The sequence below is a fragment of the Chryseobacterium phosphatilyticum genome (assembly GCF_002899825.2).
In the GTDB taxonomy this organism is placed as follows: domain Bacteria; phylum Bacteroidota; class Bacteroidia; order Flavobacteriales; family Weeksellaceae; genus Chryseobacterium; species Chryseobacterium phosphatilyticum.
Window position 1 is genome coordinate 617,642 of sequence record NZ_PPED02000001.1, and the last position, 21,226, is coordinate 638,867.

Below are 21,226 nucleotides of genomic sequence, written 5' to 3' on the forward strand. Positions count from 1 at the left end.
GACCTCTTAATACTCAACTGAATATGAATAATTATTTCGACAATAAGGTGATCTGGATCACAGGAGCTTCATCAGGAATCGGAGAAGCATTAGTTCAACAACTTACTGTAAACTCGAATGCTAAATTGATACTCTCTTCAAGAAAGGAAGAACAGCTCTATGATGTTGCTGAGAAAGCTGGAATTTCTGCTGAAAGATATGCAGTAGTTCCTTTAGATCTTATTGATTATAAAAAAATGCCTGATATGGCAGCTCAAGCAATAGAAAAGTTTGGAAAGGTTGATATTCTTATCAATAATGCCGGATTATCCCAACGTTCCTTAGCCATAGATACGGATATTGAAGTCGATAAACGCCTGATGGATGTAGACTTTATTGGAACTGTTGCATTGACGAAAGCTATTCTCCCCTATATGGTCAAAAATTATGGTGGACAAATTGCAGTAGTATCCAGCCTTATGGGAATTTTTGGTGCTCCTATGCGAAGCGGATATGCCGCTGCAAAACATGCCTTACATGGCTTTTTTGATTCTTTGCGCGCAGAGCTGTATCAGGATAATATTTTCGTAACAATCATTTGCCCGGGATTCATTCAAACCAATATTTCCATCAATGCAGTTACCGGAAATGGTTTGCAACAGGGTACAATGGATGATGCCACCATGAATGGAATGCCTGTTGATGTTTTTGCCCGAAAAATGTTAAAGGCTATTGAACAAAGGAAAAATCAAAAAGCTATCGGAGGTAAAGAAGTGATGGCTGTTTATTTGAAAAGGTTTTTCCCGGGGTTATTGGCGAAGGTGGTCCGCAGGGCAAAAGTGGTGTAGAATCAATATTATAGAAGAGTGTTTTATTACAATTCATACGATCTGCTAAAGGCCTTAAAAATAGCTTTGATCGATTGATTCCTTTATCGGAGAATTTATAGAATAATAAATCGCCATCTGGTAAAGGATGGCGATTTTTATTAAGTGGCGGATTTTAGAAATTCTTTATCAATCCTATTCCTACCGTATTATTTTGGTAAAATGGCATCACCATCGTTGAGGAAAATGATTTTTTTGTTTTATTTTTTCCACGAAGAAGACTGTCAATTTTTGGAAATAGCCAGTAAGCAAGTTCTGTGGAAAGAATTCCGAATCCGGCACCCGCCACAACATCACCCACCCAATGCTTATTATTGATAATCCTATATACTCCGGTAAAGAGGGCAAAAGGATATCCTGACAGACTTAGCCAAAAGTTGGTATCCTTATATTCTCTGAACATAAATTGAGCATTGGAAAATGCTATTGCGGCATGCCCGGACGGAAAAGACAACGTGTTTGAGCGGTCTGGTCTCTCCTCTTTAACCATATACTTCAAAGGAGTGGTAAAAGCCGTTACAATAAGCTGTGAAGATGCATAAATGATCGTCCGGTCTCTGAAGTTATGCTTTCCTTTAATACCTGCCATGTTCAGGCCATATACCATAAGCCCCGGAATAAACTGGGTATAATCATCGAATCTCGTACGTGTTGGTTGGTGTTCATCAACTTCTATTTTTGTATCACGATTAATCTCTTTCAATCCTCTTATTGATAAGCCTGCTACCCCATACCCAATAAGTGCTGCAGGAATAATCAGACTTTTGTAATTCAGTTTACTTTTTTGCATAACTATAGTTGTTGTGCTATCCTGTACAGGCTGCTGAACAGCAATGGAGTCATTATTATTTTGAGCATTGACTTTACTAAAAGCTGATAGTAAAATAAACAAATACACCAGCAATTTTTGACTTCGTTTTTTCATCTTACCTTATTTATAATATTTTAGATTAAAATTTGTAGCTGTATCCCACTCTTACCACTTGGTTTTCGTAATAATCATTGCTGGTATAAGTGAATCCCATTCCCTGAATTTTCTTCTTCATCACCATGGTATTAAGCAAGTCTGTAGCATTTAAAAACAATTCCCCTTTCCCTTTCTGAATGGCTTTTTTCATTCCAATATCCATTGAAAATCTTGAATTCATTCTTCCCTGCGATATAATATCAGGCGCCAGGTAAACTAAGGTCAACTGGGCATCCAATCCTTTGGTAAAATGAAAAGTATTATTGATCTTGATATTTCCTGAAACAGCAGATTGTTTGTCTGCCGAAAAAGTATTAGGCTGAGGATAAAGATTTAATACTGAAAAAGCATTGATCTGATTCTGGTAAATATTTCCATTGATATTGAAAGAATAAACGCCGGAAACCTTTTGATTCCATATAGCCTCTAAACCGGTGTTATAGCTTTTTCCTGCATTCTGAAATATTGCATAAATCAATGTGCTGTCTGGTACCGTGCTTGAAATCCTTGTAATCGTTCCGTTGGCAAAACGATGATATAAAGCAGAATATAAATATCCGTTATCCCAATTATATTTGTATCCGAGTTCAATAGAATTGGTAAACTGAGGCCGCAATGCGGGATTTCCAACTTTAATAATTTCTGCATCATCATATTTTGGAAAAATCCTGATATCTACTTCATTAGGACGGTCTACTCTTCTGTTATAAAAGACAGATAACTTATTGTGATCATTAAGTTTATAAGCCAGTCTGAAGTTCGGAAATGGCTGAGTATAATTGTATCCGTCACTTTTATATGTTGGATGATTGGGGTTGACATCATATTGAATTCTTACATATTCAAGTCTTAAGCCGAGCTCTGCTTCCCATTTTTCATTTTCAAAGATGTAATTTCCGTAAACTGCAGGAATGAACTCTTTATAATCAGCTTTTCCACCTGCTGCAACATCCAGTACAGAGTTTGTTCCCGGGATAAAATTCATGTTCGTTGGAATACTTCTGTTCCTCAACTTAATTCCTGTCTCAATTCTTCCGTACTTCAAAGGTTTTACATAGTCGACATTTAAATCATAAACCTGCTCATCGGATAATAGCTTAAAAGAATCTGAACCGGTGGAAGCCGGTAAATAGTTATCATAGAAATATTTTTCATCCTCTCTATGAAATGTATAATTAAATCCAACATTCAACACATGCCCTGCCTCTTTGAATTTATGCTGATACGAAGCTGTTCCCATTATCGTAGTTTTTAATTCATCTTCCAAAAACTGCCATAAACGAAGCCGCTGAGACAAATCTCCATTAAAAAATGGCTGATCACCGCGATCAATAATCTTTTCACTGCCATACATTCCTGAAATTGTTAATGAGTTTTGTGCATCAATATTCCAATCTATTCCTGCTTTGGTCGTAAAAAAATTAGTATTTCTATTTCTTTTCAATTGTGAATTGATCACCGTTCCGTCATCGTAGGTACGGGTTACAAATTCATTTTTATTGAGGGTCTCAGTGTATAAATTATCAGCCTGCAAGAAGACATTCACTTTATTTTTTCTGTAGTTAAGTGACAACGTCGGATTTATCTTGGGAGTCAGGGTATATTGTGGTCTGATCGTGGGTAAATTTTCCTTTCTTACCCAAAGAGATCCTAAACCTGTTGTGAATCCCACTTTCCCATTCCATCCATTTTGCTTATTTTTTTTCATAATAATATTGATGATTCCTGCATTTCCATTAGCATCATATTTTGATGAAGGATTGTTGATAATTTCAATCCTGTCAATAGAAGAAGCAGGAATATTATCAAGTCCTGTCTGACTGCCAAACCCCGTAAGTGAAGTTTGTTTACCATCAATCAAAACAGTTACTTTATCACTCCCTCTCAGTTGTACTTTCCCCTCTTGTACTGTAATTCCGGGTAGATTTTGCATGCTTTGCAATACAGAACCCCCACTTTGACTGATATTGTCTGCTACAGAATATGTTTTTTTATCAAGACGACTGTCTATTTCACTCTTTTTGGAAGCAGTGATCGTAATGGCTTCTATTGTTGTTTCTTTTTCCCGTTTTGGACGAAGTTCTATAGTTGGTATTTCCAGAAACTCAGAAAGGCTTCCTATAAAAACAGGCTGAGAGACGGTTTCATAACCTGTCATTGAAGTTATCATGATGTAATGATCTGGTTGTATTCCTGCTAAGGAGAACCTTCCGTCTTCATTACTGATCGTTCCGGCTAGAAATGCACTGTCTTTTTCTTTTTTAAAAACAATACTGGCATATGGCAATATCATATTATCTTTATTGGTAATCTTCCCCGAGACAGTCACAGATATTGTCTGTGCAAAAGCAATACTGGTTATCATGCAAACGGGAAAAAGAAGAAGTTTCTTTCGATTCATTCTAATAGTCTTTAATTATGTAATTTTTTGTTATCAGTGGTCTTTAATTTTGACAAAGCAATTCTGAGAATGCTTTTTCTGCGAGATGATAATCATAATAATCATCAAAACAAGAGATATGAGGGAAGCATTCACCGTTCCAAGATCAAAACCACCTTTAGTCAAAGGCTTTGTTAAAAGATCTCCGAAAGTTGCTCCAAAAGGTCTGGTAAAAACAAAAGCAATCCAAAAAAGAATAACATGATTGATTTTTGTAAAATAATGAAGCATTACCACAATAAGGATAATACCTCCTGTAATACATGCTCCGGTTAAATACCCCAATCCGAGATTGTCACTTAAAAAATCTCCGAATGCCGTTCCAAGACTGTTTGAAAATAATATAGCCGTCCAGTAATAAAGTTCTTTTGTTTGCTCAAAGATCGGATAGACCTCAAGATTATTATACTTTTTGTACCATAAAAAAAGAGAAGTTAAAAGGCCAGTTAGAAGAATTAAGCTCCCCCCCAGATATCCTGCTTTTAAAGTTCTGTCTATGAAATCAGAAATTTCAGTACCTAAAGTTGTAGTTCCTATAATCACTATCCAGTATACAGCCGGAACATATTCCTTTAATTTAAATTGCAGAGATAGTATGATGAAAAAAAAGGATAAGGTAACAAGAATTCCCATTGTATATCCCAAATTTAATGTCATGGAAATAAAATCTCCCAAAGTCTCTCCTAAGGTAGTTGCCACAATTTTCATGAGCCAGAAAAGGATGGTGACCGCTGCAACTTTATTTGTTGTTCTCATTTTTTTAATTTGTTGATGTCTGGAATGTTACGTTTTCAATTTTGTAAGCACATTATTTTTATAACAATAAAATTCATGGGTTGTCTTTTTTCCCAAGGTATATACCTTCTCAATCTGAACATCATCATAATGTTCCATAAGCTTATGGTATTTATCTTTAAGACTTCCGGATAAGTCTTCCGGCTGTACTGTTTTTTCAATCTCCAGGCCTTTATTTACCTCATATTCTACAGATACACGGGTATTTTTCCAGGATATTGTGTACATATTTTTATTGTTGGTAGACCCATTATTAACTACAATTTGATCTTGTTGAATAATTTTACCTGAAGTACCTGTCAACAAAGCAATACCGGAAATTACCATTGCTCCGTACCCTATTTTTTTAAACCAATTTTCACTCAAATACGGAAGAATATATTGTACCGTATAAGAAGATAGTACTGCGGCAGCTGCTATTATTATACCCAACCACAAGGCCATATGGGAATACAACCCCAATGAAACATAAATGATAAGCTTAACCAGATGAAGAAATATCTCATTGGCCGCCCGGGTAGCAACAATCTCCTCTTTTCTAAGCCCGAATTTTAAATAAAAACGGTTGAAAAGAAGTCCTACAGCACCGGTAATTCCTGAAATAAAACCAGCAGAAAAACCGATTAGTGCTAATAGGTACTTAGGATAAACCTTTTCAGTTTCTTCTTTTTTATTTTTGGAAGTGAAAAGTTGCGGAAGATTAGCTATCAGGAAGACACCTACCAGAAGTTGAAGGTAGTTTGGATTTACATATTTAATCAGGTAAGCTCCCAATAAAACAGCAGGAATAGAAAACGGAACAAACCATAAAAATATCTTCCAGTTAATATGCCTCTTAAAGACCGCGATCCGGGAAGCAGAACTTGTAAAAGTACCAATTGTCAGGGAGAAAGGAACCAAAGATGTTGGAAGCAGTAGATTGAGAATAGGAATCAAAATCAGACTTGCACCACCTCCACAAATAGCGCTGATCCAGAATGCAAGTATTGTTCCTGTGAATAAAAGGGCAATTTTAAAAATCATTTCTAAATAAATTTACACTTCAGTATATTTCCAATACAAAGGTGCAATTCGATTTAGAAGAAATTTAGAATTCTCTTTACCAGGTTATTTTTTAACTATATTTTAACGGAGAAGAAATGGTGATTATTTTCAAATCTGTAGCTTATTGTCCAATGATGAAATTTACAGATCTCCTGAATAATAGACAGTCCTAAACCACTACCATTATGAACTGTTGATAGCTTTGAAAATCTTTTAAACAACAAATCTGTATTTAGTGGTTGGGTCCCGGAATTAGAAATTTCAAAAACAGAATCTGTTAATTGTATAGTGATAAAACCATCAGATGGTGTATGGCGAATTGCATTAATAACCAAATTATTGATCATAATTTCTGTCAGACTGCTGTTTCCATTTACGAAAATATCCGAGCCGATTATCTCCAGTACTTTAATGTTTTTTTGTTCAAAATGCTCCCGAAGAATATCAATACTTTGATGAAGCAGGTGATCAAACTGAATGCTTTCAGAGTTATCAAACTGATTATTTTCGATCTTGGCCAGCAGTAAAAGATTTTTATTGATACGGGAACTTCGGCTTAATGCTTTATTCATTTCCTCTACTATCCGATATTGTTTTTCTGTGAGATTCTGATCCTGTAGCAGCAGATCCAGTTTATTTTTAAGAATAGCCAAAGGAGTCTGAAGCTCATGAGAGGCATTTTCTGTAAATTCTTTTTGCGTTTTATAAACAGAGACATTATGCTCTATCAGCTTATAAAGAGATTGATTGAGCTCTTCAAATTCTGTAGTATCAGAGGCAGGAAACTGTATTTTGGTCTGGCTATTGAGTTGAAAAGTTTTCAGCTGATCCAGTGTTGCCCTAAAGGGCTTCCAAACAGACGCAGATAGTCTTCTGTTCAGGTATAAAAGCCCTACCACAATCATCACAAAGAAAAAGATTGCGATCATTGCAATGACGGCAATGGTTTCATGAGTCTCTTCAATATTAGTCTGTATTGTGAAAAGATAGGGTTTATTATGAATATAAACCACTTTCTTCAGACATCGGTATCTTTCTTTCTTTTGTTCGGATATAAATGGAAGGTGCCTTTCATTGGTATAAACACTGTCTCCTTTTATATGATCTCCTGATATTTTCTCAATATTGGTTTCCGGCTGAATATGATTCCATAAGCCAAGGCCTTCTTCCAATTCCTTATCTGAAAGTTTTAACTGGTTGAATTCATAAGCCGTTTTTTCAACAATAATCTGGTTATGTTCATCCAGTTCACTCTTCCAGATCGTATCTACCACTACATAATATACAGGAATACTTATCATTAATACGACAAGTACATATATAAGAAATGGTTTTGTTGTTTTGCTTAATAGTGGTTTCAAGGTCAATATGAATTAAAAATTATAGGACTTTAGGATTGATAATCTATTAAATCTGGTTTTTTTACAGCTCCCATTTATAGCCGGTTCCATACACTGTTTTGAGATAATGTCCGGAGCCGGCATCATACAGTTTTTTCTTAAGGTTTTTTACATGAGCATAGACAAAGTCATGGTTGTCAAGCATATCTGCAAAATCCCCCGAAAGATGCTCTGCAAGGGTACTCTTAGAGATTACCTTATTTTTGTTTCCAATAAAATAAATGAGAAGATCAAATTCTTTTTTGGTTAGGGAGACGATCACATGATTTACAGATACTGTTTTAGCCGGAAGATCAATCTGAAGCTCATTTTGTGTAATAACATTAGAACTGCTGAATTGTTTTCTACGGATAATAGAATATACTCTTGCCATCAGTTCTGAAAGGTGGAAAGGTTTTGTAAGATAATCATCAGCTCCCATTTTCAATCCTTCTATTTTATCATCCAATGCATTTTTAGCAGAAATGATAATCACCCCATCCTGTTTGTTCTGTTTTTTTAATTCCTCTAAAATTCTAAGTCCATTTCCATCAGGAAGCATGATATCTAATATAATACAATCATATTGAAATGCTTCAATCTTATCCATAGCTTGCCTGAATGTATCAACCGCTTCACAGAGATAGTTTTCCTCAGATAAATACTCTGAAATACTTTGGGCAAGTTCTGCCTCGTCTTCAACAATTAGGATTTTCATGCCCCAAATCTATCATTAAATTTTGAAGAAATTTTGAAGTTCAAGAATTAACACTATACATAAAAGTAAAAAATACTAAGGTATTTATACTCCTATTTTGGAACCTGTGCTTTTTCATAAACCAGGCCTTCCGCTTTCAATTCCTGCCAGAAACCGACAGGAATTTTGGTATGTAATGCTTCCACATTATCCTGTACTTGCTCTGGTTTACTTGCTCCGGGAATAATAGACGCAAATTGATCAGAAGCAAGTACAAAATGAAGTGCTGCATCGATAATATTTATCTTATATTTCTCTGCAATAGCCATGATCCTATTTCGTTTTTCGTCCATTCCTTTTGGGATTACATTCTTATAATTATATCGTTCTCTTCCCGCAATATACCCCGAATTATATCCCGCTCCCGAAACCAGTTGTACCCCTGCACTTTTTACGGCAGGAAGAAGCCTGTCTATAGCATCTTCATGTTCCAGGATAGAATATTGGGTCGCAGAAAGACAAATATCGGGATCTGCCGATTCAATACAATCTAAAATAGGTTCAATTTTATTGACCCCCATCCTCCATGCCTTGATGATTCCCTGATCCCGAAGCTCAGAAAGTACTCTGAATGCTCCTTCTTTCGCCTGTTTCAGAAAATAAGGATAACGATCTCCTACCTGATCTTCAGAAAGATCATGGATATAAACAATATCAATATGATTGAGCCCGGTTCTTTGCAAGCTATCAGCAATTGACCTTTTTATGGCGTCGGCTGTATAATCATGTCTGAAATCATAAGGTAATGGATTTTTCCACATTGTAGGAGGAACTTCAGGTTCGGGAACTTCATCAAATAATCTTCCTACCTTGGTTGAAAATACAAATTCATTCCGGTTTTTATCTTTAAGAAAATCTCCAAATCTTCGCTCACTTTTTGTAAGTCCGTACCATGGGGAGGTATCAAAATATCTGATTCCAGAGTTCCAGGCAGCTTGAAGTATCTCATGAGCCTGCTCATCCGTAATATTTTCAAAGGCTGTTCCGATAGCAACTCCTCCAATTCCCAGTTTATGTTTTTCTGTTAAAATCTCTGCTTTCATATCGTATATTTTATGGTGTTGGTAATCAAATATACTGCAAACATCGTGCATACTTAAAAAGCAATAGTACCTGCAATCAGTATAGTATGTTAAAACTTTGTTTTTCAACCTCTTTGGTCTTGTTCTTGAATCAGGTATAGGACACCATTTCAATATTCAGCTATGAAAAAGCATATTCTAATCGTAGGAGGAGGATTTGCCGGGATCAATCTTATCAAATCACTTCGCAACGATAAAAGATTTAACATGACCCTGGTAGATAAAAATAATTATCATTTTTTTCCTCCGTTGATCTATCAGGTTGCCACTTCTTTTATAGAAGCGTCTAATATCAGCTATCCTTTCCGTAAACTATTTTCAGATAACAAAAATGTGAAGTTCCATATGGGAAATCTTATTACAGTAAATCCTGAAAATAAATCCATAGAAACAGATACCGGATCGTTACATTATGATTATCTCGTAATAGCTTCTGGAACAGAATCTAATTTCTTTGGAATGGAGAATGTACGAAAATGTGCTTTACCTATGAAAAGTATCGAAGAAGCGCTTTATCTTCGAAATCATATATTATTAACCCTGGAAGAAGCTGCAAAAAACAAAGATATAACACAGGCCGAGAAACTACAGAATATCGTCATTGCGGGTGGTGGCCCTACTGGTGTGGAATTAGCAGGGATGCTTGCTGAAATGGGAAAATATATTGCTAGAAAAGAATATCCGGAAATCAAATTAAGCCTTTCCGGAATCTACCTCATTGATGCATTACCTTCATTACTTTCACCGATGAGCAAATTGGCACAAAATGCAGCATATGAAAAATTAAAAGAATTGGGAGTTAAAATACTTCTCAATGTTTCTGTTAAAGATTATGTTGATTCCAAAGTGATCTTAAGCGATGGAACATCAATAGAAACAGAAACATTAATCTGGACATCCGGAGTTATTGGTCGTGAAATTAAAGGGTTACCGGAAGAAACCATAGGCAAAGGAAGACGAATACTTGTAGATGCTTATAATAAGGTGATACATACAGAAGATATTTATGCATTGGGAGATATCTGTTTAATGTTATCTGAGGAAAAGTATCCTAAGGGACATCCACAGCTTGCTCAGGTTGCCATTCAGCAGGGAAAAAATCTTGGCGCAAATTTTAAGCGTATAGAGGAAGAAAAAGTATTGGAACCCTTCCGCTACAACGATAAAGGAAGTATGGCCATTATATCAAAGTATAATGCAGTAGTGGACCTTCCAAAACATTCATTTAAAGGATTTTTCGCATGGATGACCTGGCTTTTCATTCATATCATTCCTCTTGTAGGCTTTGGAAATAAAATCCAGCTTGCTTTAGATTGGTTTCGCCTGTTCATCACCAATAATCCTTCTATAAGACTTATTCTTTTTCCTAAAAGAAATACAGGGAACGGATCATCTTAAATCTATCAAATTATGAAAAATCAAAGAAAACCTCCTTTTTTCGGAGAAACAGTTGTCATTACCGGAGCTTCCAGTGGAATTGGTAAGGCTACAGCAGAAGCGTTTGCAAAACAAGGTGCAGATCTTGTTCTTGCAGCACGTGGTGAAGATGCTCTTAAAGAAACAGCTGAAATATGCAGAAAATTAGGAGCTACAGTGATCGCTGTACCTACAGATACATCTGTAGCGACAGAGGTACAGAATTTAGTAAATGAAGCTCTGGAATTTAGTGGAAAAATTGATTACTGGGTGAATAATGCCGGTGTTCTGGCTTTTGGAAAATTTGAAGAAATACCAGTAGAAGTGACAGATCAGATTATTAAGACAAATTTATTAGGATACATGCATTCTGCCCATGCCATATTACCTGTTTTTAAAAAACAGAAACGAGGTGTTTTACTTAATAATATTTCTATTGGAGGATGGATGCCTGCGCCTTACGGAACAGCCTATACGGCTTCAAAATATGGAGTTCGGGGAATGGTGGAAACCCTTCAGGGAGAGGTTTCAGATTATCCGGATATTCATATTTGTGCTTTATATCCGGGATTTCAGAAATCTTCAGGCATAGATCATGCAGCTAATTATTCAGGAATAAAACTGAGCACTCCTCCCCCTGCGTTTGATCCACGTAAGCTTGCCAATTCTATTGTAAAGATGGCCAAAAATCCTACTGACGTTTATTATCCAGACTGGTCTGCTGTTATTTTTAAAAATTTATATGAAATATTTCCGGGTGTGGTCCGCTATGTTTCATCAGCAGGGATGCGATGTGTAATAAAAAAGGCTCATAAGGACCAAAATTCAACAGGTAATATTCTGGCACCTTCAAGAGGCAATACCGGGATTGATGGAAGAACTTTATTTTCAGTTTCTTCCCGCACCATAACATGGATTATTGCCGGTACCGCCGGAATCATAGGAGCGGGATTATTATTTTCAGGAAAATCTAAAAAAATCCGATAAACAGGCGATTCAGTCTCAATTATAAAGGGTGTAGCCCGACAATTTTAAGGGAATGACTAAGCCTTGGCAGGTATTTTTGCCATATATTTCATAAATTTACACAGCAATATCAATTTGGGTATCGCATTAAAAGTTTCTACAGTGAAAATTCACAACAAAAAAAAATACCTCAGTTTCCTTAAATTTAAAAGAGATTTCCAAAAATACGGCCTGGAAAAGGCACGGAGCTACGAGCTTATTCTCCACTGGCTGAACAACAGATTAAGCAGAAACCAGTTTCTTGTCCTTTCCGGAATTTTGGTGGGCTGTACGGCAGGGCTTGCCGGAGTTATTTTAAAAACACTGGTACACAATATTCATTATTTCATTACCAATAAAGTTCATTTTGAATACCAGATCTTATTCTATATTGTTTTTCCCTTTTTAGGAATTGTCCTGACAACAATGATCGTTCTGACTTTGTTTAAAGGACAGGATCGAAAAGGAATCGGGGCTATTCTCTATGAGATTGCTCAAAACTCCAGTATTGTGGCTTCGGTAAAAATGTATTCTCAGGTTATTCAGAGTGCGATTACAGTTGGTTTGGGAGGATCTGCCGGATTAGAGAGTCCGATCGCAGTTACAGGTGCAGCTATTGGCTCCAATTATGCCCAGACCTACAGGCTCAGTTACAAAGAACGCACTTTATTATTGGCTGCGGGAGCTACGGCAGGGATTGCATCAGCATTCAATGCTCCAATTGCCGGGATTATGTTTGCCTTTGAAATTTTACTGACGGGAGTTGTTTTTACAGACTTTATTCCCCTTGTGGTTGCTGCAGTGTGTGGAAGCCTTTTATCCAGAATTTTATTACAGGAAGACATTCTCTTCAGGTTTTATACGAGAGAGGCTTTCAATTATAAGAATCTGCCTTATTACCTTATTCTGGGACTCGTAACCGGGTTGTATGCCCGTTATTTTGTAATCATTTCTCAAAAAGTGGAACATTTTATCAAAGGTCTTCAGCTTTCAAGAATGCGTAAGGCAATGTTTGGAGGTGCTGTGCTTTCCTTTCTTTGTGTTCTTTTCCCTCCATTATTTGGGGAAGGATATGACATTGTGAAAGCTTTTACCAACGGAAATACCCACTCCATTATTGAAAACAGTTTTTTCAGATATTTTGAGATCGGAGAGTGGACAATTATTATATTTTTAGTGTTGGTTTTACTTTTAAAGGCATTTGCTACTTCTTTCACTATTTTCAGTGGCGGAAATGGTGGTAACTTTGCTCCTTCCCTCTTTGCGGGTGGTACTTTAGGATATTTGTTTGCCTTAGTTTGTCAACATATCGGGTTTACAGATGTTCCGGTAACCAACCTTGTTCTTGTAGGAATGGCCGGAGCTATGAGTGGTGTTTTGTATGCGCCGCTTACAGCCATATTCCTGATCGCTGAATCTAGTTTTGGGTATGATTTGTTTATTCCTCTCATGATCGTTTCTATAATCTCCTATCTTATTGCCAAATGGTTTTCAACGATCTCTCCGGAACTTAAATCTTTAGCAGATGAAGGGAAAATTTTCACCAACAAACATGATAAAAACCTGCTTTTTGCTTTGAGAACAGAAGATTTCATTGATCAATATTCACAAATCATTAATGAGAATGCCTCTATCACAGAGTTATTTGAACTTGTAAAAAGCGGAAATAAAAATATTTATGCCATTGTGGATGAAAACAAGAAGCTCAAGGGTATTCTTACTCTGGATGATATAAGACCTTATCTTTTTAATCAGGAAATGGATTCTTTACAGACCGTATCCCAAATTATGAAAACTCCTCCAGCAATCCTTCATCGTGAGAATAAACCACTGGATATCCTGCAGACGTTTGATGACACAGGAGTATGGAACCTTCCGGTAGTGAGTGCCAGTAATGATTTTATAGGATTTATTTCAAAATCCTCAATATTGATGAGTTATAGACAGCTGTTAAAAGAATATTCTGATTAACTATAAAAGCCTCCGTTCAGTTTTAAACGGAGGCTTTTTTTATCTAACAATGAACAATCCGATTAATACCGGCTCGCTTCATTAAGCAAGTCAACATCTTCTTTATCTAAAACCAATTTTGGAGCATTGAATAATGTTTCAAGCTGTGTGGCACTTGTAGCACTTACTATAGGTGCCGTGATCAATGGATTGGCTAATAGCCATGCCAATGCCACAGTACTTTGTTGTGTGTGATGTTTTTCACTGATCTGATCCAAAGCTTTTAAAACACCAAGGCCTTTTTCGTTGAGATACTTTCTGACTCCTTCTCCTCTGGCACTTTTTGCAAAATCTGCTTCATTACGGTATTTACCTGTTAAGAAACCTGCGGCCAAAGACCAATATGGGAATACACTCAAATCAAATTGTTCTACTAAAGGAGCATAGTTTTTCTCAAAACCTTCTCTTTCCATTATATTGTAATGAGGTTGCAGCGCTACATATTTTGGAAGGTTGTTCTTTTCCGAAGCTTCGAATGATGCCTTCAAACGCTCAGGTGAAAGATTGGAAGCTGCAATATACCTTACCTTTCCTGCTTTAATGATTTGATCATAGGCAGAAAGCGTTTCTTCTACCGGTGTGGTATGGTCATCAAAATGGGTATAATAAATATCGATATGATCTGTCTGCAGCCTTTGCAGAGATTCATCTACCGACTTCAGGATGTGTTTCTTGCTGATGTCGAAACCATGCTCCTTCGTTTCTGAACCTACTTTAGTTGCCAATACAATATCTTTACGATTGGAACGGCTTTTCATCCATTTCCCGATAATTTCCTCAGATTGTCCGCCTCTGCCGTTCACCCACCAGGAATAAGTATCTGCAGTGTCTACAAAATTAAACCCGGCTTGGGAAAACTGATCCAATATATCAAAGGACTGTTTTTCGTCTAATGTCCATCCAAAAACATTTCCTCCAAAGTTGATAGGTGCTACTGCTAAATCGGTATTTTTGATCTTTCTTTTTTCCATAAAATAATCTGTTATTATAAATACTAAAGAGCATCTAAGGTAAGGATTATCCCGTGCTTACGGATATTCAAAATAACCATTCCAGCCATAGTTATTATAAATAGAAATTGATGCTTCAATCATTTTTTTTGTGTAGTGCTAATATTTTTTTCCATTTATAAGAAGAATAAAATAAAATTTTTCTTTTATTTAAAAATACATTAGGTTCTTTTTCTATTTGCGAAATATGTAATCTGTTTTTTATCATAATTTTTTAAAATTAACATATCTTTAAACTGTTTAAGAATCTTTTTAAATAGTTTTATGACTTTATAATGTACTGAAAAATTTGTCTTCACCTGATGGATCCGTTCGAGAAAATATATTCTGAATATAAACATAGAGTTTACTTCTTCGTTAAGAAATACATTCAAAAAGACGAGGATGCAGAAGATATGGTTCAGGATATTTTCATGCATGTCTGGAAACATATAGATAAAACGACTCAAATTCCTCCTGAAGCGATTATCTTCAAGACCTGCAAACAAGAGATTTCTAATTTTTATCGCAAAAACAAGTTATCATTTATCTTTACCGAATCTGAAATGGTGAGTACAGAAGAAAACGACACTTTCGACGAAAGTAGCCGTGAAGAGCAGATATCCCGGCTTGAAAATCTTTTAGAAAAATTACCTCAAAAAACAAAGCAGCTATTTATCCAACACAAAGTTGAAAATATAAGTTATTCTCAATTAGCAAAAGAAAATAACGTTTCGAAAACAGCTATCAGCAAACAGATAAACAAAGCTCTAACCTTTCTGAGAGGCAATCTGCATTAGGTAATTTTCACCAATCAATATGAACAAATTGTTAATTCTTAATTTTTGGGGTGAACGATTTTACTTTTCTGTGTATTTATTATAAAATGGTTTGAATACAATCATGGTGTCAGCGTATGAGCTTAGAAAAAGAATTTGAAGAGAACTGGAAAACTGTTTCTGAGGAGCAAAATAAAATTGATGCAATAACAGATCGTAAAATCTGGGACGGTATCCGTTATAAAATCAGAAAAAAAAGAAATATCCAAAAATGGTATTGGGCAGCAGCTATTGTTGTTCCCCTTTTTATTTTTTTAATAGTGTATAACAACGTTCAGAACATTTCCATTCCAAAAGAGAGAACTTATGTTTATGAAAGTCTGGAGGCTTCAAAAAACATTCAACTACCAGATGGAAGTATCATTAAGTTATTACCACACAGCAAGTTGATTTTAAGCAAAAATTTTGGGGATAAAGGAAGGGACATTGTCTTTACAGGACAGGCAAATTTTAATATTGCCAAAGATAAAACAAGACCGTTCAGAATCAATGCAGGAGATTTTCATGTACAGGTTTTGGGAACTCAATTCTTTTTAGATCAGAAGTCTCAGGAAAAAAAAGTGGAACTCTTTGAAGGAAAAGTAAAGGTAGAGCATTTGGGGAAAATCACCTATCTCCTGCCAAAAGAAATCTGGATGAGTGATAATGATCATTCCAACTATCATTATTACAGCCAGGAAAAGCAAATGAGCTTTTCATTTAGCAATTCAAGGTATTCTGAAGCAATTAAACAGCTTGAAAAAACGTACTATGTAAGGATATCTTATCCTGACCAATATAAAGACAGGATTGTAAGTGGCTCATTTACAGGGGACCTTAATAACATCCTCTCTATCATCAGTTATCCGTTTAATTTAAAAATAGAAAAAAATAATGCAACAGAAATAGTACTAAAATAAAGAAGCATCGATAATGGGGGTTATCGATGCGGATTTAATCAACTTAAAAACCTATAGAAAGTTTAAAAATTAATATTGCGAATTTATGAAAAAAACAGCAATTAGTATTGCTATGCTCGGGACTTTATCTATTTCTCAGCCTTTATTTGCTTCAGAAATATTTCCTCATATGCATGCTGCCCATTCGACCACTCCACCTCTTACCAAAGTACTGGAAAAGCTGAGCAAAACAACAAAAACACAATTCTTTTATTCGGTATCAGATCTTCAGGATATTATGGTGGATGATAAGGATGTCGATTACGCCTCCTTACAGCACACAATGGATTATCTAAAAAAGAATTATCCGATTGAATTTACCATTCAAAATAACATGGTATCTGTAAGAAGAACTTCAAAGAAAACTGAACGGAAAAACAGTATTATAACAAGTAATATTGCTAAAAATGATACGGTTGTCAATAAAGAGAAAAAAATTGATGAGGTAGTATTGGTAGGTTATGGAAAGCAAAATAAAAAGGATGTTTCAGGTTCTATCGCTTCCCTTGGAGAAAAGGATCTGAAAAGTGTGGCTTCAGGTAATTTTGGAGACATGATTGCAGGAAAGGCTACCGGAATACAGACTACTTCGGCAAACGCCGGCCCAGGATCTTCTCCCAGTATTCGTATCCGCGGAATCGGAACTCTGACTGCAGGGGCCAATCCATTAATTGTGGTAGATGGGTTTCCTTTAACAGAAGGAACAAATTTAAATTCAATAGATCCCAATTCAATTGCTTCGATAGACGTTCTTAAAGATGCCGCTTCTACAGCTATTTACGGATCGAGAGGAGCCAACGGAGTTATTCTGATCCAGACTAAAGAAGGGAAAAAAGGTAAACTGGAAGTAACTTTAGATTCATATTATGGAATCCAGACGAGGAGCGATAATGAGAAATTTGTCAATGCCTATGATATGGCAACCTTCATGAAAGAATCCCGGGACAATAATTACCTTTCGAAAGGAAGCAACAGAAGTATTTCTGATGATACAGCAACAAGGATTTCAAAAGGAGCTACGCTACGAGAACTTGTTCCTGACTATTTAACACCTTATCTGAACAGGCAACCCGGGCTCACCAGTACCGACTGGTACTCTACTGTATTAAAACCTGCTGCGATGAGCAATACTGCGCTGAATGTTCTGGGTGGAAGCGACAAAACAAAATATTCATTCACGGGAAGCTACCTGAATCAAAAAGGAATTTTAATTGGAACCGATTATGAAAAATATTCAGGGAATATCAATCTGGCGACCCAAATTACAGATCAATTGAAATTTGGGGTTTCAATGACTCCCTCTTTTTCAAAAGGAAGTCTGTTTGATATGGTCAATGGGGGAAGAACCTATAATCTCCTTCAGATGGCTACTACAATGTACCCTTTCTTTACTCCAAGAGATGCAAACGGCAATCTGATTATTTCCCAACAAATAAAAGTAAATGGTCCTACAGACGGAGCTTTGGTAGAAAACCCCGTTGCTGTTGCAGAAATGACCAAAAGGAAGTATACTTTATTTAAAACCTTTGGAAATATTTTCGCAGAATTGAATTTTCTGAAAGATTTCAAATATAAGGTTTCAGCAGGTGGTGATTATACAAGTTACGACTACAATTTCTTTAAACCTTCAACAGTTGGAAGCTATAGAACTCCTGCAGATAAAGATGTTGCTTCAGCAAGCAGAACAGAATATATTACCAAGAATTACCTGATCGAAAATTTACTGACTTATGATAAAAAGATTGATTATCATACCTTTAATTTCATTTTAGGACAATCTTATCAGGATGAAACGTCAACTCAAACAACAACTTTAGCCACCGGCTTTCCGGATAACAGTATAGAGAATATTTCCGGTGGAACCTCATTTAAAGTGGATGTTAACCAGTATAAATGGACATTAATCTCCTATTTTACAAGATTCAATTATACTTATAATAGCAAATACAGCTTAATGGCATCTTATCGAAGAGATGGATCATCGCGATTCGGCTCCAATTCCAAATGGGGCGATTTTTATGCTTTATCATTAGGATGGACGATAAGTAAAGAAACTTTTTTCCCGGAAAATAAATGGGTAGACCCTTTGAAGTTGAGATTCAGCTTGGGAACCAACGGGAATAATCAGATTCCAAACTTTGGTTCTCTATCACTGATGGAAAAAGAGAATTATGTTTTTGGAGGAATTTTGGTACCGGGTTACCGATCATCTACTGCCGCAAGCTTTGACCTTTCCTGGGAAAAATCAAAGTCTGTGAACTTTGGTATTGATTTCAGTTTGTTTCATAAATACTTAAGTGTATCAGCAGATTATTATATCCTGAACAGGAATGGTTTGTTGCTTGATGTTCCTATTCCACAGCAGTCCGGCTACTCTACTTTACTTCAAAATATCGGTAAAATCAGAAACAGTGGATTAGAGATCCAGCTTTCATTAAAACCGATCCATGTGGGTGACGATTTTGAATACTCAAGCAGTTTTAGCTTTTCAACGAATAAAAACAAAGTATTGGCATTGGCTAACGGACAATCACAGATTGTGGCTGGGGCCAACAACTTTGCAGTAACGAAAGTAGGCGGTTCTATTGCTGAAATGTATGGATATAATATTCTGGGAATTTATAAAACTCAGGAACAAATCAATAATTCTCCTCATATAGAAGGGACACAGGTTGGTGATTATATTATGGAAGACATTAACGGAGACGGAAAAATTGATGCTGATGATAAAAAAAGTTTTGGTTCAGGAATTCCAAAATACATCATGGGTTTTACCCATTCTTTCAGATATAAGAATTTTGATTTAAGCTTTACTTTGTATAGTGAGCTTGGCCGGAAAATTTATAATGGAGATCAGGTAAGCATTACCGAATCCGGAGAAGGGTTTGGAATTGCCACCCAGAATTATTTTGACAACAGATATAATCCGGTCAGCAATCCAAACGGAATCTACGCAATGCCCAATATGAACTTTTCAAATAACAGAAAAGAAGCGAGAACATCCAGTATCTTCTTTAAAAATGGAGATTATGTGAGACTGAGGTCTTTAAGGTTAGCCTATAATCTTCCTCAAAGTCTGATTTCAGCCCTAAAGGTAAAATCACTTCAAATCTATTTTGTAGGAAATAATCTCCTGACCTTTACTTCCTATAAAGGGCAGAATCTTGATGCTACTTCAGAAAGTATTCTTACACAGGGATATGACAATGGTTATTATCCTGTAGCAAGAGTATATTCTTTTGGAATGAATATGAAGTTTTAAACAGAGTCTAACCTAAATATTTTAAAAATGAAAAAAATATATATTCCCCTTCTTTCTTTTCTGTTGTTGCAGTCATGTTCATCAGATCTTTTAAATACATCTCCTGAAAGTATTAAACAAACTAATAATTTCTATAAAGACGAAGCACAGTTAGAACAGGGTGTCAATGCCGTATATGGTTCATTGCAATACATCGGACAGTATCAACTTGCAATGCCTGCAATTGGTGAACTTCCTTCCGATAATACTTATGATGAAGTGCCTGCCAATGATAGTTTTACTTACGGGGAACTTGATTTTTTTACCATTCAGCCTAATAATTCTTTGCTTGCCAGTACCTGGAAAGAAAACTATATGGGAATTCAACAGGCCAACATTGTTTTAAACAGAATCGGAAACGTCGTTATGAGTCAATCCCAAAAGAATATCCGAACAGGTGAAGTAAAGTTTTTAAGAGCACTCATGTATTTTAATATGGTTCGGATTTTTGGTGATGTTCCTCTTGTTACCAAAGAAAGTGTGAATGTCAATGACTATTTCGGACAAGGAAGAACTTCTGCAGAAACGGTATATGATTTTATTGAATCTGAGCTCAAAGATGCTATTCCTTTACTTCCTGAAAACACATCTCAAAAAGGAAGAGTAACAAAGGGGGCAGCTCTGGGAACTCTTGGGAAAGTTTTAATTACCAGAAATAAATATAATGAAGCATTGCCTTATCTGAAACAGGTTGAAAGCCTGAGTTACAGCTTGCTACCAGATGTTGCTAAGATATTTGATGTGACCAATAAAAATAACGCTGAGATTATTTTTGATGTGCAGTTTGCTTCAGGATTAAACGGAAATTCAGAAGGAAGTCAGGCCTATCAGATGTTCAGCCCTTCAGGATTTTCTCCAGGAGCAAAAGGGCATAATCTGCCAACAAAAGAGATTTATAATCTTTTTACCACCGGTGACAAAAGAAGAGATGCTTATATTGGCTTAACAAATAATGGTATTCCCTACTCTAAAAAACTAACGAAACCATCTACCGCTCCTGCTGATGGCGGAAGTAATATTGTTGTTCTCCGTTTAGCAGATATATATCTTCTTATAGCCGAATGTTATGCAAAAGCCAATGATCCGCTGAATGCAAATATATACGTCAATAAAGTTAAAAACAGAGCTGGGCTTTCTTCTGTTGATATTACCAGCCAAACTCAGCTTTTGGATGAAATTGCTTTGGAAAGGCGAAAAGAACTGATAGGCGAAGGACATCGGTGGTTTGATCTGGTAAGGACAGGAAAGGCAATTCAGGTGATGACTGCTCATTTTCAAAATACTCCCGGATACGGAACTGCGGCGATCAAATCCTATAATCTGGTTATGCCAATTCCTCAAAGTCAGATCAATACAGACCCGGCCATTAAACAAAATACCGGATACTAAACTCCAAGA

The 21,226-nt window shown here is 36.1% G+C and carries 16 protein-coding genes; 8 read left to right on the forward strand and 8 right to left on the reverse strand.

Going from position 1 to position 21,226, the window contains the following annotated elements; genetic code table 11:
- The first annotated feature begins 23 nt into the window (after positions 1 to 23).
- The gene (locus tag C1631_RS02820) at positions 24 to 827 is read left to right on the forward strand and encodes an SDR family oxidoreductase (RefSeq protein WP_103249545.1); all 804 of its coding nucleotides are present in this window, start codon (positions 24 to 26) and stop codon (positions 825 to 827) included.
- Between the two features lie 154 nt (positions 828 to 981).
- On the opposite strand, the gene C1631_RS02825 is transcribed toward C1631_RS02820, so the two are convergent.
- The 7 genes from C1631_RS02825 to C1631_RS02855 form a co-directional block, all read right to left on the reverse strand.
- On the reverse strand, positions 982 to 1,791 hold the full coding sequence (locus C1631_RS02825) for a phosphatase PAP2 family protein (RefSeq protein WP_109710309.1): 810 nt from the start codon (positions 1,789 to 1,791) through the stop codon (positions 982 to 984).
- Between the two features lie 25 nt (positions 1,792 to 1,816).
- Positions 1,817 to 4,234 (reverse strand): TonB-dependent receptor domain-containing protein, encoded by a 2,418-nt coding sequence (locus tag C1631_RS02830; protein ID WP_109710311.1) that lies wholly within the window; start codon positions 4,232 to 4,234, stop codon positions 1,817 to 1,819.
- Positions 4,235 to 4,267: 33 nt separating this feature from the next.
- On the reverse strand, positions 4,268 to 5,029 hold the full coding sequence (locus C1631_RS02835) for a COG4705 family protein (protein WP_109710313.1): 762 nt from the start codon (positions 5,027 to 5,029) through the stop codon (positions 4,268 to 4,270).
- Positions 5,030 to 5,056: 27 nt separating this feature from the next.
- Positions 5,057 to 6,091: a sulfite exporter TauE/SafE family protein gene (locus C1631_RS02840; RefSeq protein ID WP_109710315.1), complete on the reverse strand. Its 1,035-nt coding sequence runs from the start codon at positions 6,089 to 6,091 to the stop codon at positions 5,057 to 5,059.
- Positions 6,092 to 6,186: 95 nt separating this feature from the next.
- Positions 6,187 to 7,473 (reverse strand): sensor histidine kinase, encoded by a 1,287-nt coding sequence (locus C1631_RS02845; protein ID WP_109710317.1) that lies wholly within the window; start codon positions 7,471 to 7,473, stop codon positions 6,187 to 6,189.
- Between the two features lie 61 nt (positions 7,474 to 7,534).
- Positions 7,535 to 8,209: a response regulator transcription factor gene (locus C1631_RS02850; protein ID WP_109710319.1), complete on the reverse strand. Its 675-nt coding sequence runs from the start codon at positions 8,207 to 8,209 to the stop codon at positions 7,535 to 7,537.
- A gap of 92 nt (positions 8,210 to 8,301) precedes the next feature.
- A complete protein-coding gene (locus tag C1631_RS02855; RefSeq protein WP_109710320.1) occupies positions 8,302 to 9,291 on the reverse strand; it encodes an aldo/keto reductase in 990 nt (329 codons plus the stop codon).
- A 162-nt stretch (positions 9,292 to 9,453) separates the two neighbouring features.
- Here C1631_RS02855 and C1631_RS02860 point away from each other — a divergent pair, with 162 nt between their 5' ends.
- From C1631_RS02860 to C1631_RS02870, 3 genes are all read left to right on the forward strand, one after another.
- Positions 9,454 to 10,728 (forward strand): NAD(P)/FAD-dependent oxidoreductase, encoded by a 1,275-nt coding sequence (locus C1631_RS02860; protein WP_109710322.1) that lies wholly within the window; start codon positions 9,454 to 9,456, stop codon positions 10,726 to 10,728.
- Positions 10,729 to 10,740: 12 nt separating this feature from the next.
- Positions 10,741 to 11,733 carry an SDR family oxidoreductase gene (locus tag C1631_RS02865; RefSeq protein WP_109710324.1) on the forward strand — a complete coding sequence of 331 codons (993 nt, stop codon included), beginning with the start codon at positions 10,741 to 10,743 and terminating at the stop codon, positions 11,731 to 11,733.
- A 141-nt stretch (positions 11,734 to 11,874) separates the two neighbouring features.
- Positions 11,875 to 13,722, forward strand: a complete 1,848-nt coding sequence (locus C1631_RS02870; protein ID WP_109711429.1) for a chloride channel protein — start codon at positions 11,875 to 11,877, stop codon at positions 13,720 to 13,722.
- A gap of 62 nt (positions 13,723 to 13,784) precedes the next feature.
- Here the strand turns inward: C1631_RS02870 and C1631_RS02875 are convergent, their stop codons facing one another.
- On the reverse strand, positions 13,785 to 14,732 hold the full coding sequence (locus tag C1631_RS02875; protein WP_109710326.1) for an aldo/keto reductase: 948 nt from the start codon (positions 14,730 to 14,732) through the stop codon (positions 13,785 to 13,787).
- 341 nt (positions 14,733 to 15,073) lie between these two features.
- On the opposite strand from C1631_RS02875, the gene C1631_RS02880 reads away from it, so the two are divergent.
- The 4 genes from C1631_RS02880 to C1631_RS02895 all read left to right on the forward strand — a co-directional run bounded on the left by C1631_RS02880 (position 15,074) and on the right by C1631_RS02895 (position 21,217).
- The gene (locus C1631_RS02880) at positions 15,074 to 15,550 is read left to right on the forward strand and encodes an RNA polymerase sigma factor (RefSeq protein ID WP_109710328.1); all 477 of its coding nucleotides are present in this window, start codon (positions 15,074 to 15,076) and stop codon (positions 15,548 to 15,550) included.
- 116 nt (positions 15,551 to 15,666) lie between these two features.
- Positions 15,667 to 16,488, forward strand: coding sequence for a FecR family protein (locus tag C1631_RS02885; RefSeq protein ID WP_109710329.1), 822 nt, complete (start codon positions 15,667 to 15,669; stop codon positions 16,486 to 16,488).
- A gap of 85 nt (positions 16,489 to 16,573) precedes the next feature.
- Positions 16,574 to 19,789 (forward strand): SusC/RagA family TonB-linked outer membrane protein, encoded by a 3,216-nt coding sequence (locus C1631_RS02890; RefSeq protein ID WP_109710331.1) that lies wholly within the window; start codon positions 16,574 to 16,576, stop codon positions 19,787 to 19,789.
- 27 nt (positions 19,790 to 19,816) lie between these two features.
- Positions 19,817 to 21,217 (forward strand): RagB/SusD family nutrient uptake outer membrane protein, encoded by a 1,401-nt coding sequence (locus tag C1631_RS02895; protein WP_109710333.1) that lies wholly within the window; start codon positions 19,817 to 19,819, stop codon positions 21,215 to 21,217.
- Positions 21,218 to 21,226 lie beyond the last annotated feature (9 nt).